Here is a 23,748-nt window from a genome sequence, read left to right as displayed (position 1 = left end):
TATTGCCCATTCATTTTCTCGCATAAGGTGAACTTGTCACACACCTTCCATACTAGTTGTATAGCAACTTTAAATATAAAACAGATAATTATCAAAGGCATAAAAAATCTGTGTGACATCCGATACGTTCATCCCTTACCGTCCGTCTTGTGGAGACCGAAAATGAGTCAGGACATTAATACCCCCGTTGCGGCAAGCAAAACTCGTCGGGTCATCAAGAATCTGCGCTGGTATGTGCTGGTGCTGTTTTTACTGGGTGTCACCGTTAACTACATTACCCGAAACTCGTTAGGCATCCTGGCACCGGAGCTGAAAGAGAGCCTCGGGATCACCACCGAACAGTACTCATGGATTGTTGGTGCTTTCCAGATTGCCTACACCATTTTCCAGCCTCTGTGCGGCTGGCTGATCGATGTGATTGGTCTGAAGATTGGCTTTATGGTGTGCGCCGGACTGTGGGCGCTGATGTGTATTTTCCATGCCGGGGCCAGCAGCTGGCTGCATCTGGCGGTACTGCGCTTCTTTATGGGGGCATCCGAGGCCGCAGCAACGCCTGCGAACGCCAAAACCATCGGTGAATGGTTCCCGAAATCAGAGCGCCCGGTGGCTGCCGGTTGGGCAGGCGTCGGCTTCTCTATCGGTGCGATGCTGGCCCCGCCGATTATCTACTTTGCCCATGCCTCCTTTGGCTGGCAGGGTGCATTTATGTTTACCGGGGTACTGGCCCTGCTGTGGGTGATTCTGTGGTGGGCGTTCTACCATAACCCTGAGCAGCACCCGAATCTGGGCAAAGACGAGCTGGCGTTCATCAAGCAGGATAACGAGCCACCGGCGGTCAAACTGCCCTTCCTGACCGCCCTGAAAAACGTCTCCAAAAACAAACGCTTCTACGGAATCGCGATCCCGGCCTTTATGGCGGAACCGGCCTGGGCGGTGCTGAGTTTCTGGGTGCCGCTGTATCTGGCCAAAGAGCACGGCATGGACCTGAAGCAGATCGCCATGTTCGCCTGGCTGCCGTTCCTGGCCGCCGATCTCGGCAGCGTGGTGAGCGGCTACCTTACCCGCCTTTATACCCGCTGGTTCGGCTGCACTCGCGTTAACTCCGTCGTGGCAAGCTCGGTCACCGGTGCATTTCTGATGATCTCGCTGGCCGCCGTGGCGATCACTCGCGACCCGTATATCACCATCGTGCTGATCTCCATTGGCGGCTTTGGTCATCAAATCATCTCCTGCATGCTGAGCGCGCTGGTGGTGGAGTCCTTCGATAAAGGCCAGATGGCCACCGTCAACGGCATGCGCGGTTCCGCCGCGTGGATCGCCAGTTTCCTGTTCTCGCTGTTAATTGGGGTGACTGCCGACAAAATTGGCTTTAACCCACTCTTCATTGCCATGGGTTTCTTTGACCTGATTGGCGCCTTTTTCCTGGTGGCATTTATTGCTGAACGTCGCGCCAAGTGCGCCTGATAGTGGATGTATTGCATATGAAAACCCTGAAAAGCTGGACCGTAGATCAACAGTCAGCACATCATCTGGAACTGCTGGTCGATAATCAGCACCGCCTGTGTCTGTATGTGCTGGAAGAGAATCTGTTTCGCGTACTGATCAAACGCAAAGGCGAGCTGGCGCTGGAGAAAACCTGGAGCATCGCCCCTGAAAAAGACGTGCCGTGGGAGGGCCGCCACCGCGAAGATCTCAGCGGTTTTACCTGCCCGTCGTGGACGCTGACGCAGCAGGACGACACGCTGGTGGTGGCCACCGAACAGTTGCGCGTGACCGTGCATCAGCCGCTGTGGCTGGAGTGGCATTACCGCAACGAAGCCGGAGACTGGCAAGCGCTGGTGAACGACCGTCCGACCAGCGCCTATCTGCTGAATGCCCACGGTGACGGCGCGGCTCACTATCTGAGCCGTCGCAAAGATGAGCGTTTTTACGGTCTGGGCGAGAAAGCGGGTGATTTGCAGCGTAACGGTAAACGCTATGAAATGCGCAACCTGGACGCAATGGGCTATAACGCCACCAGCACCGATCCGCTGTATAAGCATATTCCGTTCACTATCGCCCGCCGCGATGACGTGAGTTACGGTCTGTTTTACGACAACCTGAGCAGCTGCTGGCTGGATCTGGGGAACGAAATCGACAACTACCACACGGCGTATCGCCGCTGGCAGGCGGAAGCGGGCGATATCGACTACTACATTTTCACCGGCAAACGGGTGCTGGACGTGACCAAAGCCTTTGTCCGTCTGACCGGAAAAACGCTGTTCGGGCCGAAATGGAGCCTGGGTTACAGCGGTTCGACCATGCACTACACCGATGCGCCTGACGCGCAGAATCAGCTGATGAACTTTATCCGCCTCTGCGAAGAGCACGCCATTCCGTGCGACTCTTTCCAGCTCTCGTCCGGGTACACCTCGATCAACGGTAAGCGCTATGTCTTCAACTGGAACAACGATAAAGTGCCGCAGCCAAAGGTGATGACCCAGGCGTTCCACGATGCGGGCCTCAAGCTCGCGGCCAACATCAAACCGTGTTTGTTGCAGGATCACCCACGCTATAACGAAGTGGCAGAACGCGGATTATTTATTCGCGATTCTGAAACTGATGCACCTGAACGTTCCAGCTTCTGGGATGACGAAGGCTCTCACCTCGATTTTACTCACCCGCAAACCATTCAGTGGTGGCAGGAGGGAGTGACCACACAACTGCTGGAGATGGGCATCGACTCCACCTGGAACGACAACAACGAATTCGAAGTCTGGGACGGCGAAGCCCGTTGCCACGGATTTGGCCAGGAAATTGCCATCAAACATATTCGCCCGGTGATGCCACTGCTGATGATGCGCGCCTCGATGGAAGCCCAGCAGCGCTTTTCGCCGGAAAAACGTCCTTATCTGATCTCCCGCTCGGGCTGTGCCGGGATGCAGCGCTACGTTCAGACCTGGAGCGGCGATAACCGTACCAACTGGGACACCCTGCGCTATAACACCCGCATGGGGCTGGGGATGAGTCTTTCCGGGCTGTTTAACGTGGGTCACGACGTCGGCGGCTTCTCCGGCGACAAGCCAGATGCAGAGCTGTTTGTGCGCTGGGTCCAGAACGGCGTGATGCACCCGCGCTTTACCATTCACTCGTGGAATGATGACCAGACGGTGAACGAGCCGTGGATGTATCCGGGCGTCACGCCTGCGATCCGTGGGGCGATTGAACTACGCTATCGCCTGCTGCCGTATCTCTATACCCTGCTCTGGCAGGCGCATGCGGATGACGAGCCGATGCTGCGTCCGACTTTCCTCGATCACGAGCACGACGCGCAGACATTCGAAGAGTGCGATGATTTCCTGCTCGGGCGCGATCTGTTAGTGGCAAGCGTGGTTGAGGCGGGTCAGCGCGAGCGCCGCATCTGGCTGCCGGATAATGAAACCGGCTGGTACGATTATTACACCCATGAATGGTTCGCCGGTGGACAGTGGGTTGTCCGCGACGCGCCGCTGGAAAAACTGCCGCTGATGGTGCGCGCGGGCGCAGGTTTGCCGCTCAGCGAGCGCATTACCCACGTCAACAGCACAAAAGATGATTCGCGTGAGCTGAAACTGTTCCCGGTGAAAGGCGTTGGCACGACGTCAGGCCTGCTGTTTGAAGATGACGGCGAGAGCTGGGGTTACCAGAAAGGCAATGCGCTATGGCTGGAATGGGAGATGTCGTGCAGCGGCTCAACCATTAATCTGGAGGTTAACGCACGCGGTGATTATCGTCCGGCATGGAAAGCGCTGAAAGTGTCGTTACCGGCGGGCGAAAAACGTAAGCTGCTGGTGAATGGTGTTGAAGGGAGTGAATGGGTTGTGTAACGCCTCCCCTCACCCCGGCCCTCTCCCCATAGGGGCGAGGGGGAAAACCGTATCGGGCAGTCCTCTCTCCCTATAGTGGCAAGAGGAAAAACCGTATCGGGCAGTCCCTTCTCACCATAGTGGCAAGAAGAAAAACCGTACCGGGCGGTCCCTTCTCTCCATAGGGGCGAGGGGGAAAAAACGCACCGGGCGGTCCCTTCTCCCCATAGGGGCCGGGGGAAAACCGCACCGGGCGGTCCCTTCTCTCCATCGGGTGAGGCAACAAAAGCACGACGCCTTTCCCTAAATATTTCGCGTTGCAGGAAGGCGGCAAACCTGTGAATCCCCGGGAGCTTACATAAGTAAGTGACCGGGGTGAACAGGTGAAGCCAACGCATCTGCAGCGTGAAAGACGACGGGAAATTAACCGTCGATGCCTTTACTGCGCAGGTAATCTTCGTAGTTACCGGTGAAGTCCACGATGCGCTCCGGCGTAATCTCAATCACGCGGGTTGCCAGCGAGCTCACAAACTCACGGTCGTGGGAAACGAAGATCAGCGTGCCCTGATACATCTCCAGCGCCATGTTCAGCGATTCGATAGATTCCATATCCAGGTGGTTAGTCGGTTCATCCATCACCAGGATATTGGGTTTTTCCATCATCAGCTTACCGAACAGCATGCGCCCTTTTTCACCACCGGACAGGACTTTGGCGGGCTTCTTGATATCATCCTGGCTGAACAGCAGACGGCCAAGGATACCGCGAACAGCCTGCTCGTCGTCGCCTTCCTGCTTCCACTGGCTCATCCAGTCAAAGACCGTCAAATCGTTTTCGAATTCGTATTCGTGATCCTGCGCATAGTAGCCCAGCTGCGCATTCTCGGACCACTTCACGGTACCGCTATCCGGCGTCAGTTCACCGACCAGCGTTTTCAGCAGGGTAGATTTACCCACGCCGTTCGCACCCAGAACCGCGATTTTCTCGCCCACTTCCAGCAGCAGGTTGAATTTTTTGAACAGCGGACCGTTATCAAAACCTTTCGCCAGCGCTTCAACTTCCAGCGCGTTACGGAACAATTTCTTGTCCTGCTCAAAGCGGATGAACGGGTTCTGACGGCTGGACGCTTTCACTTCGTCCAGCTTGATCTTATCAATCTGACGCGCGCGAGAAGTGGCCTGGCGCGATTTAGAGGCGTTGGCGCTGAAGCGGCTCACAAACGATTGCAAGTCGGCGATCTGCGCTTTTTTCTTGGCGTTATCCGCCAGCAGACGTTCGCGCGCCTGCGTTGCCGCCGTCATGTATTCGTCGTAGTTGCCCGGATAAACGCGCAGCTCGCCGTAGTCCAGATCGGCCATGTGGGTGCAGACCATGTTCAGGAAGTGACGGTCGTGCGAAATGATGATCATGGTGCTGTCACGGTCGTTCAGCGTCTGTTCCAGCCAGCGAATGGTATCGATGTCCAGGTTGTTCGTTGGTTCGTCGAGCAGCAGAATGTCCGGGTTAGAGAACAGCGCCTGCGCCAACAGCACACGCAGCTTCCAGCCTGGCGCCACTTCGCTCATCAGACCGTAGTGTTGCTCAACCGGAATACCGACCCCAAGCAGCAGTTCACCGGCACGGGATTCGGCGGAATAGCCGTCCATTTCGCCGTAGAGTACTTCGAGATCGGCCACTTTATAGCCGTCTTCTTCGCTCATTTCTGCCAGACCATAAATGCGGTCGCGCTCCTGCTTCACTTCCCACAGTTCCCCGTGTCCCATGATCACGGTATCGAGCACTGAAAACTCTTCAAAGGCGAACTGATCCTGACGCAGCTTACCGAGGCGCTCGTTTGGATCGAGCGACACGTTGCCCAGCGTCGGCTCTAAATCGCCGCCGAGAATCTTCATAAAGGTGGATTTTCCGCTACCGTTGGCACCAATCAGGCCGTAACGGTTGCCGCCGCCAAATTTGACGGAAATGTTTTCGAACAGCGGCTTACTGCCAAACTGCATAGTGACGTTGCTGGTAACTAACACGGGGAGATTCCTGCGAAAAAGTGTGATAAACACGGCATTATGCCACAATTCCGAAATGAGATCCCGTGTTGCAACAACCCACTAAACTTTAACAAAATCGAAAAAAATGTGATTTCGTACACATCTGAATTCCATGCGCGAGGGAATGCACATATAATGCGCTCCAATCAATGATTCAGACTCATCAACTAATCGCCAGAGTGGCAAAGATACCTCGCATAACATGAATATGAAATTATCAACGCTTTTTGCGGCGGCGTTAGCCGTAGTAGGTTTTTGCAATACCGCTTCTGCGGTGACTTATCCGCTGCCGACAGACGGTAGCCGTCTGGTGGGTCAAAACCAGGTGGTGATCGTTCCGGAAGGGAACACCCAGCCGCTGGAATATTACGCCGCCGAGTACCAGTTGGGCCTGTCCAACATACTGGAGGCTAACCCGGGCGTAGACCCGTATCTGCCAAAAGCCGGTACCGTGCTGAATATTCCTCAGCAGCTGATCCTGCCGGACACCGTCCAGGAAGGTATTGTGATCAACAGCGCCGAAATGCGCCTGTATTACTACCCTAAAGGCACCAACACGGTGATCGTTCTGCCAATCGGTATTGGTCAGTTGGGCAAAGACACCCCGCTGAACTGGACCACCAAAGTAGAACGTAAGAAAGCCGGCCCAACCTGGACGCCAACCGCCAAGATGCACGCCGAGTACATCGCTGCGGGCGAGCCGTTGCCAGCCGTTGTTCCTGCGGGCCCGGACAACCCTATGGGTCTGTACGCGCTGTACATTGGCCGTCTGTATGCGATTCACGGCACCAACGCCAACTTTGGTATCGGCCTGCGCGTGAGCCACGGCTGTGTGCGTCTGCGTAACGACGATATCAAGTTCCTGTTCGAGAATGTGCCGGTCGGGACTCGCGTCCAGTTTATCAACGAGCCGGTGAAAGCGACCTCCGAGCCTGATGGCAGCCGCTATATCGAAGTCCACAATCCGCTGTCCACCAGCGAAGATCAGATTAACAATAACGAGATCGTACCGATTACGCTGAAGAGCAACGTGCAGGCTGTCACCAGCCAGGCTGACGTTGAAACCACCATTGTGGATCAGGCGGTACAGAATCGTTCCGGTATGCCGGTACGTTTGAACTGATAGCGATTGCAGCATCAAAAAAGCGGGCTAATGAGCCCGCTTTTTTATTAGCCGTTATTCACGATGACGATCCCGCCGTGATCGTAACGATAATGGCAGTGGGCGTATTCCAGCGGCGTGCCATCCTCCAGATAGATCACCTGCTCGACCTCCAGCACCGGGTCGGTCTGCTCACACACCAGATGCTGCATATCCAGCGCGTTGGGTTTTAACGCCCGCACCACACGATACGATCCCATGATCTTCAGCCCCAGCGTGTCCTGAACATACTGGAATACCGAGCTTTCAAGATGGGTCTTATTCAGCCCCGGCACCAGATTGAGCGGCATGACGGTGGAATCGAGCGACATCGGCTCGCCGTTCAGCAAACGCAGGCGGATAAAATCATAGATCGGCGTATCGGCGTTTATCATCAGGGACGACTGCTCTTTCTCGTTCGGAAAGCGCAGTTCGAAATGCACGACCTGGCTGCTCACCGTACCGAGATGTTCCCAGGTTTTGGTCGCGCCAAAGTAGTCGCTGCCGGAGAGATCCCATTGCGAGAGCTGCAGGAAGTTTTTGCGAATAAAAGTCCCCTGCCCCTGTCGGGTATAGACCAGCCCCTCAACAATCAGCTGGCGCATCGCCTGCTGAATGGTCATCCGACTGGTGCTAAACTCCGCCGCCAGCGCAAACTGATCCGGCAGCGGTTCATTGGCGGCATACTGCTGGCTGATGATGCGTTTCTTGATTTCCCGCGCTATGGTGATGTACTTCGCCGCCATCGCCTTTTCCTTTTGATTAATCCGCTATCGCACTGTTTTTTAACGCCACCCTCTCGGCAATCTTGAGGAAAGGCAGGTAGAAGAATACACCAAAAATGATGATTGCCAACTGCACCACCACCGCCCGCCAGTCCCCCGCCGTCGCCAGCCAGGCGCTTAAGATCGGCGGCGTGGTCCACGGGATCATCACCACGCAGCGTGACATCAGTCCGAGCGTGGTACAAAGCCAGGCAAAGTAGATGCCAATCGCGGGTAACAGCACAAACGGGATCATCAGCGGTAAGTTAAAGACAATCGGCAGGCCAAAGATCACCGGCTCGTTGATATTGAACAGACCCGGCGCCAGTGACAAACGCGCCACCTGTTTAGCAGACTGTTGCCGCGAGAAGATGAAAATCGCAATCAGCAGGGAGATCGTGCTCCCGGTCCCGCCCACCATCCCAAACGTCGGCACAAAGATATTATTGATGATATGCGGTATCGGCTGCCCGCTGGCGAAAGCCAGCATGTTCTCATTAGTGTTGATTAACAGGAACGGTTCCAGAATCACGCTGTTCACCACCGATTGATGAATCCCAAGGGTAAACAGGAAATTACCAAAACTGTAGATAAAAATAGTCCCTGGCAGACTGGTGTTGATTAAGCGCAACGGCTGCTGGATGAAGGTCGTTATCAGGTGAATAAGATCCGTATGCAGGACATTGGCCAGCAGTGCGGCAATGACGGCAAACAGGGAGAGCGTGATGATAGTCGGGATCAGCGCCGTAAACGATTTACTGACCGCAGGCGGGACATTCTCACCCAGCGAAATATGCAACGCCTTCAAACGTGAAATGGCGATAAACACTTCAGTGGAGATCAGGCCGATCAGCACGCCAGCGAAAATCCCTGTCGAACCAATATTGGCAAACGTCAGCACCTGCGTGACATTCACCGTGGTCTGACTGCCGACAGGCACCAGTTGCAACTGCATCGGCATCATAATGATGAAACTGCTCACCGCGATAACCACTGCCGAGACCGGATTGTCGAAATCTTTGTTGCGCGCCAGCGACCAGGCAATCATCGGGGCTAGCAACAGCGCCGCAATATTGAGCGTGCCATTGATTATCGCCTCGCCCCACACCTTGAACTGGGCGAGCGTTTCACCTTCAAACACCCACGGAAACACCACGTTATTCACCAGTACCGCCAGGCCCGCGAGAATAAAGATGGGCATCACGGTGGCAAAGGCGTCGCGCAAGGAACGTAAGTGAACCTGGTTTGCCAGGCGCGCTGAGAACTCAACAAATTTATCAACAAAGGACTGCATATTTGGCGTTATTTTTGTTTCAGACATAGCGGATATTCCCATTAATCAGTCACAAAAACCGGTCCGGCAGCGTACGGCTTACAGCTCGCGCCCGTTACTATGAATGGCCTGTTTAAGCCATGCGTAGCTCTTTTTCGGCACCCGTTTCAGATCTTTGAGATCGTGGTTTTCACGATTGACATACACCACGCCGTAGCGCTTACGCATGTCGCCCTGCGAGCTGAGAATGTCGATCAAACCCCAGCCGAGATAGCCGATCACCTGCGCGCCGTCTTCAAAAATGGCCGCTTTCATCGCCTCAAAATGCTGGCGGTGGTAATCAATACGGTAGTCATCCTCAATCGGGTTAACCCCATCCCAGGATTCAATCACCCCGATGCCGTTTTCAATCGGGAACACCGGCAGACGCCAGTCGTTGTAGTAGCGGGTGATGATGGTGCGGAAACCGAGCGGATCGATTTGCCAGTTCCATTCGGTGGCTTTCAGGAACGGATTGTTCTTCTCGCCGTGGGCCAGATAGTCGTTAACCGGCGTCCCTTCCGGAATAGGGTCGCTGTCGAGGGTTTTACTCGCGTAGTAGCTAAACGCCATGAAGTCATTTTTGGTTCGCGCCAGCAGGGCTAAATCTTCCGCGCGATAGAGATCGCTAAAGCCCTGCTGCTCAACCACCGCCATCACCGCCGGGCTGTAGCCCTGACCGGCAAAGACGCGCAGCAGGTTTTGGTTGAGGAACTCGTCGTACTGCTGGGCGCAGAAGATATCGCGCGGTTTGCAGGTAGCCGGATAGATCAGCTGGTGCGCCAGCATGCCGCCCATCAACTGCCCTGGTTTCGCCTGGTGCAGATACTCGGTCAATGCCATGTGCGCCACCATCGTATGATGCTGGATTTCGTAGAGTTCGCGCAGGGTTTGCTCGCCTTTCATGTAGCCTGAGACTCTGAACGCTTCCGGCATATGGAAAATGTTCTGCTCGTTAAATGTCAGCCAATACTTCACGCGATCGCCATAGCAATCGATCATCTTTTTGCCGTAACGGACGAAGGCATCCATCACCCGACGATCGGTAAAACCGTTGTACTCTTGCGCCAGCGCTAACGGCATATCGAAGTGATACAGGCAGACCATCGGCTCAATACCGCGCGCGATCAGATCGTTGATAAAGCGATCGTAAAAGGCGATGCCCTCTTCGTTGAATTCGCCGTCGCCCTGCGGACAGACGCGACTCCAGGAGATCTGAAAGCGATAACAGTTCATCCCCAAATCCTGCATCAAATCAAAATCTTCTTTGTAACGATGGTATGAGTCGGTCGCGACTTTCCAGTCGGAGGCATTTTCACCGGCTTCACGAATGTCATACACCGACATCCCTTTTCCGCCCTCGTTCCACGCCCCTTCGGTCTGCATGCTGGAAACCGAATTTCCCCATAAAAAGTTGGCTGGCAGTGATTGATTCATGGTTCCTCCTGATATGACTAGTCATTTAAATTTCATGACTAGTCATATAGACAAAGATGAAAAATCAAGCAAAGAGAGGGATCATTTTTTGTGAGCGGGATAGAAATAAAAACGTGCTTTCATAGCAGGTGGCGGTGGTTTCATCCCGAAAAGCAGTAGCAAAATCTTAAAAAAGAAGAGCCTCCCCATTCTGTGAGATCGCAACCGAAAGACAGTAAGCCAGAGCCAATATCGGTTACTGACCAATCCCAAAGGACGTGATTTTTCGGTTAGCCATACAATAAGGCCGCAATGCGGCCTTATTGGGGACAACGGTCAGTTGTTAATAACTAATACAGAATATTTGGTTTAGATAGGGTGTTATTGAGAATACCCATCAATTTGTACAGTTTTAACGGCAACACTACGGTCATCAATATCACCACTAGTACCAGAAATACGGAAACTACCGTGATTTCCTGCTACCGCAGAATTAAATGACGTGTTATGCGCAACCTTAAATTCTGGGCCAGTAAAGAATTTAATGGAGAACGTCCAGTCATTATCATTATCCATGCATGACTTTTCACGAACATCGCCAACGTCAACAAGTGGAGCATAGCTTTCGTCAGGTGGTAAGTACCCGGCCAGATCCAGGCAATTTTGGTTCTGTATTTTCACGCCATAATACAGACCCTCCAGTGAAGTGCGATACATTAAATATTGTTTACCATCTTCAGTATAATATTTTCCTAAGTCCTCGCCCGGTGATTGATCTCGTCCTTGAAGAGTCTGCCCATCATTACCATTATTGCAACTCGAGCGGACGTGACCAGAAGAGATGGCCAGAATGTCACCAGTAACGGGGGCAAAGCCAGTCGATGGCACGTTCCATGTAGACATATTAAAAGAAAGCGTTTTATCAAATTTCAAATCAACTGACATAGATTCCTGGAACATACATTCCGTTGCAGCGAATGCTGATGAACTAAGAGATGCCAATGCAAGCGCAGATAAAAGAAAGACTTTTTTACGTAAATTCATTTTCCATTCCTTCGTTAAAAAAATTACGGTTTATTTTCTGCCAGGTAGCTGGCAGACGGACTGTATATTTAATTAGGGAGTAATCTCAAGTTCATTCTCAATATAATTAAAATTCAGTTATTATATTTGTTAGATATTATCAATAGTTTATACAGTACATATTAATTCGATGGCGGACTGTGGGTTGTATCTTCATTTGTGGATGAAAAGAATAATTTTAATATATGTATTGCTTCTTTTCGCTTGGAACGACAGTTGTTTCTGGCCGACTGACTTATCAATTCATTTAGCTCTGCTGAAATTTCAAGATTGAGATAGTTTATATCAGTGGCTATTTTCGACTTCATAATCCATTTCCTTGTTAAAAATGTAGTCCAGCACTGTAATGTTTTACCTTTTGTAACGTATCGTTTTGCCTAATTGTGCTATTTGTATAATATTGATAATGTTTTAATTTATTAATTACCGTGGAATTATTAAATCGGAGTGATTGATTATTTCTCAAAAAATGAAGGGTAGTTCAAATAACAGGCAGCATTACCAACCCAGTAACAAAAAAATAACCACTAATTTTCCTGCTTGTACTCTTAGCGCCTAACTTTGTCACTATTATCAGATAGATAGTAATCGTGACAAACTATATCCAGCGCCAGAAAGATTTAGCTGGAATGAAAAATCATGACACTAGAATATAATCGACTATAAGGATTATAAATTTCTTTAATAAAAAACATTACCCTGGAAATGATAACAACAGGAAAAATACCCTGGGTGATCATTTTCAATGGAACTAACGCAGGGTAATGAACAATCAATTTATATCAGCTGGCATTGACCGATACCGTGATCCCCGGACATCTTTTCATCTTACGAGGAAATACCCGCAGTCGGATTAAATGCGTAACGTAACGTTCACCGCAGCATAGACATAAAAAAGCCGGATACGCGATGCGGATCCGGCCCGGGGTTCGGGAAAGTTTACTGCTGAGCTAACTGATTCAGACGATATTCGCCCTGACGTTCCAGCATCCAGCCCGGATATTCGCGCGGTAACGCGCTGACGGTATCCAGCTGTTTTAGCTCCTCTTCGCTCAGACGAATGGCCGTCGCGGCGAGGTTATCGTCAAGCTGATCCACGCGCTTAGCGCCGATAATGACGCTGCTCACCACTTTTTGATGCAGCAGCCACGCCAGCGCAATTTGCGCCACCGAAACGCCTTTGCTTTCGGCAATGGTCCGCATCACGTCCACACAATCGAACGCCCGATCCTTTTCCACCGGTGGGAAGTCAAATTCCAGACGACGTCCCCCCGTTTCGCTCTGCCCGTCGCGACCGTATTTTCCGCTCAGTAGACCGCCAGCCAGCGGGCTCCAGACCATCAGCCCGACGCCTTCGCTTTGCATCATCGGCACCAGCTCGCGCTCAAGGTCACGCCCGGCGATGGTGTAATACGCCTGCAAAGAGGCAAAACGCGCCAGCCCGAGACGCTCGGAAATTCCCAGAGCTTTAGCGATCTGCCACGCCGCCCAGTTCGACACGCCGATGTAGCGCACGTGACCATGCTGGACCAGATTATCCAGGGCATACAGCGTCTCTTCGATCGGCGTGGCCGGGTCGAAACCGTGCAGTTGATAGAGATCGATATGATCGAGCTGCATACGACGCAAGCTCTCTTTCACGCTGCTGATAATGTGATAACGCGAATTACCGCGCGAATTGACCCCCGCCGTGCCGGTTTCGCCAAACACTTTGGTGGCCACCACCACATTTTCACGCGGGATTTTCAGGTTCTTCAGCGCCTGCCCGGTGATCGCTTCCGAGCGACCTTCCGAATAGACATTCGCGGTGTCGATAAAGTTAATCCCGGCATCCAGCGCACGGCCAATCAGTTTTTCCGCATCGCTCTGCTGAAGCTGGCCGATTTTTCCCCACATGCCACCTTCGCCGCCGAAGGTCATGGTGCCAAGGCACAGCTCCGAAACAAACAGACCGGTATTGCCCAACTTTTGATAACGCATACAACGTTCCTCGCAGTGTTCGTTTGATGGGTGCCAGACAGTTATACTCGCCGCCTGCAAAATGCGAATGTGTGGTTCCTGTCTGTTTCTTGCCCAATCCTCTGAATATCAGCCGCGAGGTGCATCGCCAAACACCGCATAATCCGGCAGTTGGACCTGTTGATACGGCTCCCAACCCCCGCCCAGCGCCTTATAGAGCGCCACCAAATCGAGCGCGCTTTGCACCTGAGACTGGGCTCGCTGCTGCTGCGCCTGAGCCAGCTGACGCTGGGCATCCAGTACATCAATAAAGCTGGCAATTCCCTGACGATAGCTGTCGCTCGCGAGATCGAAAGCGTTTTGCAGCGCATCAATGGTTTTGCCCAGACCTGCCTCACGCTGCTGGTCGGTGCGATAACTCACCAGCGCATTCTCCACGTCGCCCAGCGCAGTCAGTACCGTCTGCCGATAGTCGAGCACCGCAGCGCCCTGCTGCGCGCGCGCCACTTTGACGCTTGAGACCAGCCGTCCGCCCTGGAAAATCGGCACCGAAATCTGCGGGCCAACGCTGTAAAAATGGCTGCTCCAGTCGGTGAGCCAGTTGGTTTCGCTGTTGCGCAGACCAAACTGACCGGAGAGCGACACGCTGGGGAACAGTTCGGCAACGGAGACGCCAATTTGCGCCGTGGCGGCATGGAGATTCGCCTCCGCCTCGCGCACGTCCGGACGGCGGCGGGCCAGCGTTGAGGGGATCCCGGTAGGCACAATCTCGGGCAACGCGGGCAGCGGTTGAACAGCACGCAGTTCGCTGTCCAGTGCGCCCGGTGGTTTACCCAGCAGAATCGCCAGCCCGTTCATCGCCTGACGTTCCTGAGCCTGATACTGCGGCAATTGCGCTTCAAGATTGCCCAGCTGGGCGCGGGCATTTTCCACATCCATCTGCGGCGATAACCCACCGCGCTGACGGCTTTCGGTCAGCTCCAGGGTTTGCTGCGCGCTCTCAATTTGGGTATTGAGTGTCGCGATAACGCTCTGCGCCCCGCGCAGTTGCAGCCAGGCCCGCGCGACTTCCGCCTCCAGCGAGACCAGCGCATCGTTACGCTGCTCAATAGCGGCCCTCTGCTGCGCCTCGGCGCCTTCCACCTGACGGCGTACTTTGCCCCACAGGTCGAGTTCCCACTGCGCGTCAAAGCTGCCCTGGTAAAGATTAATCGGTTGGGTCAGCGGTCCCAGCGCCCCTTTCAGCTCGGGGTCCACGCTATCCAGCTGATCGTATACCCCGTGGGATTTTAGCTCCCCCTCAAGGCCGAGCTGCTGGCGGGTCGCCTGCAGATTGCCGTTCACCGCGGGGAAAAAGGCTGCGCCGGCCTGATTAATCTGTTCGCGGGCACCGGCGATGCGCAGGACGGTCTGCTGTAAAGAGAGGTTACCGGCAATCGCCCGTTCGATCAGGCTGTCGAGCTGCGGGGAGCCAAAAGTCTTCCACCAGCGCGGATTCACCGCCGTGGTCTCCACCTTCGACTTCACGCTCTCATCGCCCGGATCGTTCCATGTCGTAGGCGTCTGCGGTGCGGGCGGTTGGTAATCAGGCCCCACGGCGCACCCCGCTAACAGCAGCATTAAAAACAGGGGGGATAAACGTCTGTAGATCATCAATGTGCTCCTGCACTGCCTTCGCTCTTCACCGGCGAGAGCAACAAACAAAACGGTATAAGCAATAAGGCAACCGCGCTCAGGATCGTGAAGACATCCACATAAGCCAGGAAGCGCGACTGTTCAATCATGGTCTGGTACATCCGCCCGGTGGCGATACCCATTGGATCGCCCACCTGGGTGGTGAAATTCTGGATCGCCTGCGCCGATTCCCGCAGCGCCAGCTGAAACTGTTCGTTAAACGGCGAAGCGTGATACGCCAGATGCGCACTGTGCGTCTGCGCGCGTTCGGTAATCGCAGCGGTAGACAGAGAAATGCCTATCGATCCCGCCACGTTGCGGAACATGGTGAAAAGCGCGGCGGCATCAGCGTTGAGCCGCCTCGGTATCGAAATAAACGCGATGGTCGTGAGCGGAACAAACAGGAATCCCAGCCCGAACGACTGGGCGCTACGAAACAGCACCAGTGTTTCGAAATCAATATCCGGCGTTAGCGTGCGTGACCAGAAAAACGATACCGCAAGACAGGCAAAACCAAAGGCGATGATCCAGCGCGTCTGCACAAGAGGCATCAGTTTCAGTACCAGCGGGATCGTCAGTACGATCAGCACCGCGCCGGGGGATAAGACCATCCCGGACCAGGTGGCTGTATAGCCCAAATCCTGCTGAGCAAGCTGGGGGATCACTACCGAACTGCCATAAAGAATCATCGCCATTCCGGCCATCAGCAGGCTCGCAATGGCAAAGTTTTTGTCCTTCATACAGTGCAGATCCACCACCGGCTTTTTGGCATATAAAAGCCAGTAAATAGCCCCAATGATGCCGATAAGCGTCAGCACGGCGAACGTGCGGATAAAGTTGGAATAAAACCAGTCGTCGTCCTCGCCGCGATCGAGCATCACCTGTAAACAGCCTAAACCCAGCGCGATAAGGCCAATCCCGGTCCAGTCAATGGCGAGTTTTTCTTCGGATTTACGCTCCCACGGCGGATCTTCCAGCAGCTGATAAATCGCCAGCACCGTGACAATACCGACCGGGATATTGATAAAAAACACCCAGCGCCAGGAGTAGTTGTCGGTGATCCAGCCGCCCAGCGTCGGCCCCAGCACCGGGGCGACGATAATGGCAATCGACGACAGGCCAAAGGCTTTGCCGCGATCCTCGGGTTTGAAGTAATCCAGCAGCACCGACTGCTGGGTAGGCTGCAGCCCGCCGCCAAAAAAGCCCTGCATGATGCGAAACAGAATGATTTGCCATAGCTCCGTCGCGATGCCGCAGAGAAAAGAGCAGATGGTGAACATCACGATACAGATCAGGAAGAACTGCTTGCGCCCAAACACCCGGCTCAAAAACGCAGAGATGGGCAGCACAATTCCGTTGGCGACCAGATAGCTGGTGAGCACCCAGGTCGACTCGTCGTAGCTTGCCGAGAGCGAGCCCGCCACGTGCGGCAGCGCCACGTTCACAATGGTGGTATCGAGGATCTCCATAAACACGGCGAGCGTTACAACGATCGCTACCGCCCACGGATTACCGGCTGGCCGCCAGTTTTCATGGCTGTGGTCCGTCATTCCAGCGTGACCTTCGGTTCAACGGAGAGGCCCAGCGGCAGGGGCATTTTCGGATCCAGCCCTTTATCAATAACGATTTTGACCGGCACGCGCTGTACGATTTTCACAAAGTTGCCGGTGGCGTTTTCCGCCGGGAAGGCTGAAAAACGCGCTCCGCTACCCTGCTGAATACTGTCGATATGCCCTTCGAGCTGCATATCGGGCCAGGCATCCACGGTGATCGCCACTTTATTGCCGGGACGCATCCGCTCAAGCTGTGACTCTTTGAAATTGGCCACCACCCAGATATCGGGCGATACCAGTGAAAAGAGCGCCGTACCCGCCTGCACCAGCGTGCCCGGCTGCACGTTGCGCTTGGTGACAAATCCATCAAACGGGGCGCGCACTTCGGTGTACGAAAGGTTGAGGTCAGCGGTCTCAAGCTGGGCTTTAGCCTGATCCACCTGACGTTCACGCGCTTCGACGTTCGTCTCTTGCTGACGTATTTGTAGCTGGACCTGCTCCGCGACTTCAAGCTGAGCCTGCGCGCTTGCCAGACCGGCCTGGGCGCTGCGCAGCTGCGCGTTGGCTGAGTCAATGCTCTGTTGCGTCGTCGCACGCGGATCCACCCCGCGCTGGCGGCGATATTCCGCCTGCGCATTTGCCATGTCAGCCTGCGCTTTCAGCACCTGCGCTTTTGCTTCGTCGCGCTGGGCCGGATATTGCACTTTCGACAGCGCCAGCTGCGCCTGCGCCTGATGCAGTTGCGCGATAGCCAGCCCTAATTGTGCCTGCGCCTGATCGCGCTGGGCGCTCGAATCACGCGGATCGATGACCACCAGCAGATCGCCTTTTTTCACCCGCTGATTATCGCGAACCCGCAGTTCGGTGACATAACCCGCCGCTTTTGGGGCAATCGTGACCACATCCGCATCGGTAAATGCATCGTCGGTGGTCTCTTCATTTCGGGTCAGAAGCCACCACACCAGCGCGACGATCACCATAATAACCACCACTATCCCAAGGATAATTAACGGTTTTTTACCGGGGCGTTTGCGCTCGCTTTTTTCATTTTGATCTGCGCTTTCGTTTTGTTCAGCGTTTTCGTTTGTCTCTGCCATATGCCAACAACGTTCCTGTCAGTGAACGGCATCACAATTATGCCGTTCACTAAAGTTAGGACGTTGCTATACATTTGCCAGGAAAAGCTGACAATTAGCGCACTATATGAGAAGGAATAATCCGAAACCGACGGTGGCCGCCCACGCCAGCATCGGCAGCGACCAGAGGTGGAAACGCCACCATATGCGGCGATCGTTTGCCATTCGTAAGGCGATGAGATTGGCAAGCGACCCCGGAAGCAGGCCGAATCCGCCGATGTTAACGGCCCACGCCAGCAGCGCCGTAGGCGGCACATAGTTCAGAAGCAGAATGGTGGACGGGACATTGCTGATAAATTGCGACAGCCCGATAGCCGTCAGCCACAGACCGGCGGAGGATAAGCCGTTGACGCTATGAAGTGCGCCCTGCAGCACCGGCAGCTGAATAAGCAGATGGACATCAATAAACATCGCCATAAAGACCAGCAGTAACGTCCAGTCGACGCTCACCAGTACACGCCGGGCAACCAGTAAAAAACCGCCTGCCACCAGCAGCGCTCCCCACAGCGCGTATTTCAGTTCCAGCGCGGTCAGAAAGACGATATACAACGCCAGGCAGGCCCATACCAGACGGGGTTTCCAGTGGGGAGCCTGCGTGCCACTGTGATAGGTCAGCGATTTATCAGGAAACGCGAACCAGCACACCACCAGCAGCGAAAGCATCATCACCAGCGCCAGCGGCGCCATCTGCCAGGTAAACGCGGCAAACGACAGCCCAGAACGGCCCCACAGCAGAATATTTTGCGGGTTGCCAATCGGGGTGAGCAGCGATCCGGCGTTGACAGCCAGCGCTTCAAAAATAATCAGCCGGGTGACCGGAATTTCACACAGTTTACGCAGCGTCAGGGTCAGCGGCACGACGATAAACAGCGCCACGTCGTTGGTGAGAAAAGTAGAAAGCAGCGCGGCAGCCAGCACCATAAAGATCGCCAGCCTGCGTTCGGTGGCAAAACGGCGCACCATCTTGCGCCCCAGCACGTCAAAATAGCCGCTTAATTCGACGCCTTTGGTCAACATCATCAGCCCGCTAAGGGTAATAATGGTGTGCCAGTCAATGGCGTTCGGCCAGGTTTTGGGGGCGAACGGGACGAAGAAGCTGAGGACAACGCCAGTGAATAAGAGAAGATGGAAGAAACGATCGCGGGCGAGCGCCCGCAGTCCCGGGATGTTCATTCAGCCTGCGATCCAAATTTAAGCGTAAATTCGCGGAATCTCTCCAGCGTCTCTTCGCTGACATGGTGTTCAATCCCTTCGGAATCCCGGCGGGCGGTATCCTGGCTCACGCCCAGAACCAGTAAAAAGTTTTCGACGATCTGATGGCGTTCGCGGCTTTCCTGGGCCAGCTTTTCACCCTCTGGCGTCAGAAATACGCCGCGCCACGGGATCATTTCGATCAATCCGACCGAGGCCAGACGCTTCAACATTTTAGCGACCGTCGGCTGGGAGACGCCAAGCCGGGCCGCCATATCAACCTGCCGCGCTTCGCCCACTTCGCGAAACAGATCGGAAATCAGCTCCACATAGTCATCAATCAACTCACGCCGATGCGCCTCGCGTACCTGACGAAACCCTTCAACATGCTCTTCAACATTCACCAGTTGCGTCTTTTTTTTTGTAGTTGGCTTACCTGCGCGACGGTTCATTGCACTTCCTCAGTGTGGCGACGCACGTGGCGTCAAATAGCGAGAGCGAACATTGTAAACCATAGCTCTACAAGCACAAAAAATTAACGAATTAGCCATAGCTATACAATATAGCCTGTGCTATATCTGTATGTAATGCAGTCACCCTTCACGGATCGAAGGGATCAAAAATCAGGAGGTCATATGAATGAATTCAAGAGGTGTTTAAACGTGTTTAGCCATTCCCCCTTTAAAGTGCGCTTAATGCTGTTGAACATGCTGTGCGATATGATTAACGGCAAACCGCAGCAGAACGACAAATCTTCCCACTAAGCGGCGTAGCGGTACGCCGCTTCATTTTTCTGTCATTTTCACCGCATAAACTGGCCCGTTGACTCCCAATTCCCGCCTTTTTTTACGGATTTGTAATCCCTCTCGCAAAACATCTGAATAGCAACTGTTGACCTGATAGCCGACTGGCTCTATCTTCTTGCAGCCCTGCACCATTTGCGGCTCGCTGAAGCGGACCCTTATTCCCTCTCCACGCACTGTCAGGCAGGCTTTGACCCTCGACGCCAGGGTGAGCACATGGCGTTTTCATGATAGTGACCTATGAACGTAACCCTGAAAGAAACATTTATTACCCGCAGTCGGGCCTTAAGCCCGTGGACGGGATTCTACTTTCTGCAATCGCTGCTCATTAACTTTGCGCTTGGCTATCCTTTTAGCCTGCTTTACGCCATTGCATTCACCTGCCTGCTCCATCTGATGTGGCGCAGCGCTCCGCGCGCGCAAAAAGTTATCGTCGGGATCTGTTCAGTGGTCGCAGCCATGTATTACCCGTTTGGTCAGGCCTATGGCGCACCAAACTTTAATACCCTGTTGGCGCTGCACTCCACCAATATGGAAGAGTCCACGGAGATCCTGACCATCTTCCCGTGGTACAGCTACGTCATTGGCCTGTTTATCTTCGCGCTGGGCGTGATTGCGGTGCGTCGTAAACCGCAGCAGAAAAAGCCGTGGAGCATGATTGAAAACCTGTGCCTGGTTATCGGCGTGGCGACCTTTTTTGTCGCCCCGGTGCAAAACCTGGCGTGGGGCGGCGTATTCAAACTGAAAGATACGGGTTATCCGGTTTTCCGCTTCGTTAAAGATATTGTGGTGAACAATAAAGAAGTGCTCGACGAGCAGACGCGTATGGCAGAGCTGTCGAATATGAAAGACACCTGGAACGTGCTGGCGGTAAAACCGAAGTACCACACATATGTGGTGGTGATTGGCGAAAGCGCCCGCCGCGATGCGCTGGGCGCGTTTGGCGGCCACTGGGATAACACCCCGTTCGCCAGTTCCGTCAATGGCACGCTGTTTACCGATTATGTGGCGGCGAGCGGCTCGACGCAGAAATCGCTCGGGCTGACGTTAAGTCGCGTGGTGGACGGTAAACCTCAGTATCAGGATAACTTTGTTACGCTGGCAAACCGCGCAGGTTTTCAGACCTGGTGGTTTTCCAATCAGGGACAAATCGGGGAATACGACACCGCCATCGCCAGCATCGCAAAGCGAGCCGATGAGGCGCAGTTCCTGAAAAACGGTGACTTTGAAGCAGATAAAAATACCAAAGACGAAGCCTTGCTGAAGATGACCGCGCAGGTATTTGCCAGCCAGCGCACCCAGCCGCAGCTGATTGTCCTGCATCTGATGGGTTCACACCCGCAGGCCTGCGATCGTACTCAGGGAAAATATACGGTTTTCGTCCAGTCCAAAGAGACCTCTTGCTATCTCTACACCATGACGCAAACCGATGAACTGCTGAGTCAGCTATATACTCAACTGCGCAATACCGGCGAGAGTTTCTCAATGGTGTACTTCTCGGATCACGGTCTGGCATTTAAAGAGCGCGGAAAAAAGGTGCAATACCTGGCGCATGACGACAAATTCCAGCAGAACTTTCAGGTGCCTTTCATGGTGCTTTCAAGCGACGATAAATCCCATCGCATCATTAAGGCGCGCCGCTCCGCCAATGACTTCCTGAGCTTCTTCGCCCAGTGGACCGGTATTTCCGCTAAAGAGATTACCCATCACTACCCGTTTATCTCCAACAAAAAAGCGCCGCCGGTTTACATTACCAACTTCAAGTTACAGAAAGTGGAATACACCCATCTGGGGACCGATCTCTTTGAGACGAAGAGTCGGTAAGTCAGCGTTGCCTCTGCTCCTGGGGTTTGTGACCAGAATGAACATCCGCCGATGCCGTTAAAGCAAAAAAAAATCCGCCACATTGGGCGGATTTTTTATTGGCTCACCGGAGTGATTAGAAGCGGTAACCCACGCCTGCGATCCAGGTGCCAACGTCAACGTTGCGGATACGGCTCTGCTCATAGGAGAAGTCCAGAGCAACGTTTTCGATTGGGTTGAACTGCATACCTGCGCCATAGGAGAAACCGTAGTCGCTGGTAGATGCAGTGCGATTCAGACTTTCGTTTTCAGTCTGCTGGAATTTACCGTAGCCAACACCTACAACACCGTAGATGCTTGCCCAGTCGTTCAGGCGGAAAGCAGGACCAGCGGTCACACCGTAGTACTGAGCTTTATTGTAAGCGCCATCTTCAGAACGATCTTTCTCGGTGTAGGTGAAAGAACCGATCACGCCCAGCGGGTTGTTGTCCTGCTCGTAACGGTATTTCAGGTTGAAACCGTTAGCTTTGTTTACTACGCCCTGCATATCGCTCTGAGCGTAACCACCGGTAACGGTAGAAGTAGCAGCTACAGCGGTACCTGCGGAAACAGCCAGAACAGCAGCCAGTGCTGAAAGACATGCAATTTTTTTCATAACCACCTCAAATGTGCTTCAAGTAAGTCCGTAAGTTTTAAATATATCAAAAAATCTTGTGAAACTCTTTGAGATTCGTGATGTCTAACCGAGCCTTGATGTAACAGAACGTTTCCAGACCCAGCTATCTCATTCAAAAAAAACCAGATTTTCACGGTATTACGCTAATTTTGCGCGTCAACGTTAATACAATCATCCAGATTATTCCTAATCTGTTAGCTGTTTTATCCATCAACTTATCTTCATTGTAAGAGGATTTCGGCTTTTTTTTTCAACAAAGTCTCAACCGCGTACGTTTATTTTCCATTACACTGCCGCTTTTACTTCCTTTGACAAAAATTGACAGGAGAAAGGATGCCTGGGTTGTCTCGCAAAGCGCCAGTCTGGTTGCCCATCGTTGTAATACTCATCGCTATGTTGTCCATTCAAAGTGGCGCATCACTGGCGAAGTCACTCTTTCCGCTGGTGGGCGCGCCAGGAGTCACTGCGCTGCGTATCGCACTGGGAACGCTGATCCTGGTCGTCATCTTTAAGCCCTGGCGGTTACGATTTAAAAAGGAACAGCGTCTGCCGCTGCTGTTCTATGGGCTGTCGTTGGGGGGCATGAACTATCTGTTCTACCTGTCGATCCAGACCGTACCGCTGGGGATTGCCGTCGCGCTGGAGTTTACGGGCCCGCTTGCCGTCGCCCTCTTCTCCTCTCGCCGCCCGGTGGATTTTGTCTGGGTGGTGCTGGCCGTGCTGGGACTGTGGTTCTTGTTACCGCTTGGACATAACATCTCGCACGTGGATTTGACCGGCGCCGCGCTGGCGCTGGGCGCAGGAGCCTGCTGGGCCGTCTATATCCTCACCGGACAACGGGCAGGGGAAGAGCATGGTCCGGCGACCGTCGCACTGGGTTCGCTGATCGCTGCAATTATTTTCGTCCCGCTGGGAATGGCCCAGGCCACCGAATCCATCTGGCAATGGTCGATTTTGCCTGTCGGACTGGCTGTGGCGGTGCTTTCCACCGCGCTTCCTTACTCACTGGAGATGATCGCCCTCACCCGCCTGCCTACACGGATCTTCGGCACGCTGATGAGCATGGAGCCAGCGCTTGCCGCCATTTCCGGGATGGTTTTCCTGGGAGAGAGCCTGACCTTCACTCAAACTCTGGCGCTGTGCTCCATCATTGCCGCCTCGATGGGATCCACGCTCACCATGCGCCCGGAAACCAAAATTGAAAAAGTCGATATCAATTAGGGCTGAATATTCTGCATGGCGTCAGTTGCCATGCAGAATAGGGGCCAGTGATATCTGCTGATTAATTTTGCGCATTTTTTGTCAGCGCCATGAAATATTCTTACACACTCTATCTCGTCGTCGGCAATTAAGACTCATCCGCATTAAAATAT

The 23,748-nt window shown here is 53.7% G+C and carries 18 protein-coding genes; 6 read left to right on the top strand and 12 right to left on the bottom strand.

The features are described 5' to 3' along the window. Positions 1-162 precede the first annotated feature (162 nt). Positions 163-1,464, top strand: a complete 1,302-nt coding sequence (locus tag SOM82_RS06780; RefSeq protein WP_320459978.1) for an MFS transporter — start codon at positions 163-165, stop codon at positions 1,462-1,464. Between the two features lie 17 nt (positions 1,465-1,481). Next, on the top strand, positions 1,482-3,845 hold the full coding sequence (locus tag SOM82_RS06775) for a glycoside hydrolase family 31 protein (protein ID WP_320459977.1): 2,364 nt from the start codon (positions 1,482-1,484) through the stop codon (positions 3,843-3,845). A 402-nt stretch (positions 3,846-4,247) separates the two neighbouring features. On the opposite strand, the gene SOM82_RS06770 is transcribed toward SOM82_RS06775, so the two are convergent. Further along, positions 4,248-5,843: an ABC-F family ATPase gene (locus SOM82_RS06770; RefSeq protein ID WP_320459976.1), complete on the bottom strand. Its 1,596-nt coding sequence runs from the start codon at positions 5,841-5,843 to the stop codon at positions 4,248-4,250. A 223-nt stretch (positions 5,844-6,066) separates the two neighbouring features. Between SOM82_RS06770 and ldtB the strand changes: the two genes are divergently transcribed. Beyond that, positions 6,067-6,987, top strand: a complete 921-nt coding sequence (gene ldtB, locus SOM82_RS06765; RefSeq protein WP_320459975.1) for a L,D-transpeptidase — start codon at positions 6,067-6,069, stop codon at positions 6,985-6,987. A gap of 47 nt (positions 6,988-7,034) precedes the next feature. Here the strand turns inward: ldtB and SOM82_RS06760 are convergent, their stop codons facing one another. The 10 genes from SOM82_RS06760 to mntR form a co-directional block, all read right to left on the bottom strand. Beyond that, on the bottom strand, positions 7,035-7,751 hold the full coding sequence (locus SOM82_RS06760) for a GntR family transcriptional regulator (protein WP_154127716.1): 717 nt from the start codon (positions 7,749-7,751) through the stop codon (positions 7,035-7,037). A 16-nt stretch (positions 7,752-7,767) separates the two neighbouring features. Continuing rightward, positions 7,768-9,090: a PTS sugar transporter subunit IIC gene (locus tag SOM82_RS06755; RefSeq protein WP_154127715.1), complete on the bottom strand. Its 1,323-nt coding sequence runs from the start codon at positions 9,088-9,090 to the stop codon at positions 7,768-7,770. Between the two features lie 51 nt (positions 9,091-9,141). Then, complete coding sequence (locus tag SOM82_RS06750) at positions 9,142-10,518, bottom strand: glycoside hydrolase family 1 protein (protein WP_320459974.1); 1,377 nt, start codon at positions 10,516-10,518, stop codon at positions 9,142-9,144. Positions 10,519-10,878: 360 nt separating this feature from the next. Next, on the bottom strand, positions 10,879-11,541 hold the full coding sequence (locus SOM82_RS06745; protein WP_320459973.1) for a hypothetical protein: 663 nt from the start codon (positions 11,539-11,541) through the stop codon (positions 10,879-10,881). A 978-nt stretch (positions 11,542-12,519) separates the two neighbouring features. Next, positions 12,520-13,560 (bottom strand): aldo/keto reductase, encoded by a 1,041-nt coding sequence (locus tag SOM82_RS06740; RefSeq protein WP_320459972.1) that lies wholly within the window; start codon positions 13,558-13,560, stop codon positions 12,520-12,522. A gap of 108 nt (positions 13,561-13,668) precedes the next feature. Then, the gene (locus SOM82_RS06735) at positions 13,669-15,192 is read right to left on the bottom strand and encodes an efflux transporter outer membrane subunit (RefSeq protein WP_320459971.1); all 1,524 of its coding nucleotides are present in this window, start codon (positions 15,190-15,192) and stop codon (positions 13,669-13,671) included. Beyond that, positions 15,192-16,763 carry a DHA2 family efflux MFS transporter permease subunit gene (locus tag SOM82_RS06730; protein ID WP_154126779.1) on the bottom strand — a complete coding sequence of 524 codons (1,572 nt, stop codon included), beginning with the start codon at positions 16,761-16,763 and terminating at the stop codon, positions 15,192-15,194. Before SOM82_RS06730 ends, SOM82_RS06735 begins: the two co-directional genes overlap by 1 nt. Next, positions 16,760-17,863 (bottom strand): HlyD family secretion protein, encoded by a 1,104-nt coding sequence (locus tag SOM82_RS06725; protein ID WP_320459970.1) that lies wholly within the window; start codon positions 17,861-17,863, stop codon positions 16,760-16,762. Before SOM82_RS06725 ends, SOM82_RS06730 begins: the two co-directional genes overlap by 4 nt. 102 nt (positions 17,864-17,965) lie before the next feature. Beyond that, the gene (locus tag SOM82_RS06720) at positions 17,966-19,075 is read right to left on the bottom strand and encodes an anion transporter (RefSeq protein WP_320459969.1); all 1,110 of its coding nucleotides are present in this window, start codon (positions 19,073-19,075) and stop codon (positions 17,966-17,968) included. Further along, complete coding sequence (gene mntR, locus SOM82_RS06715) at positions 19,072-19,545, bottom strand: manganese-binding transcriptional regulator MntR (RefSeq protein WP_154126776.1); 474 nt, start codon at positions 19,543-19,545, stop codon at positions 19,072-19,074. The genes SOM82_RS06720 and mntR overlap by 4 nt, the downstream gene beginning before the upstream one ends. 183 nt (positions 19,546-19,728) lie before the next feature. On the opposite strand from mntR, the gene mntS reads away from it, so the two are divergent. Both mntS and SOM82_RS06705 read left to right on the top strand, forming a co-directional pair. After that, complete coding sequence (mntS, locus tag SOM82_RS06710; protein WP_154126775.1) at positions 19,729-19,857, top strand: manganase accumulation protein MntS; 129 nt, start codon at positions 19,729-19,731, stop codon at positions 19,855-19,857. 279 nt (positions 19,858-20,136) lie between these two features. Further along, on the top strand, positions 20,137-21,720 hold the full coding sequence (locus tag SOM82_RS06705) for a phosphoethanolamine transferase (protein ID WP_320459967.1): 1,584 nt from the start codon (positions 20,137-20,139) through the stop codon (positions 21,718-21,720). A gap of 115 nt (positions 21,721-21,835) precedes the next feature. On the opposite strand, the gene ompX is transcribed toward SOM82_RS06705, so the two are convergent. Next, positions 21,836-22,354, bottom strand: coding sequence for an outer membrane protein OmpX (ompX, locus tag SOM82_RS06700; RefSeq protein ID WP_100777103.1), 519 nt, complete (start codon positions 22,352-22,354; stop codon positions 21,836-21,838). Between the two features lie 354 nt (positions 22,355-22,708). Here ompX and rhtA point away from each other — a divergent pair, with 354 nt between their 5' ends. Continuing rightward, entirely contained in the window at positions 22,709-23,596 is an 888-nt protein-coding gene (gene rhtA / locus SOM82_RS06695; RefSeq protein ID WP_154126773.1) for a threonine/homoserine exporter RhtA, read from the top strand. The last annotated feature ends 152 nt before the right edge of the window (positions 23,597-23,748 follow it).

Source organism: Lelliottia sp. CFBP8978, from assembly GCF_034046055.2.
GTDB lineage: Bacteria > Pseudomonadota > Gammaproteobacteria > Enterobacterales > Enterobacteriaceae > Enterobacter.
Note: the sequence above shows the minus strand (reverse complement) of the source record. Positions and strands in the feature narration are given on the sequence as shown.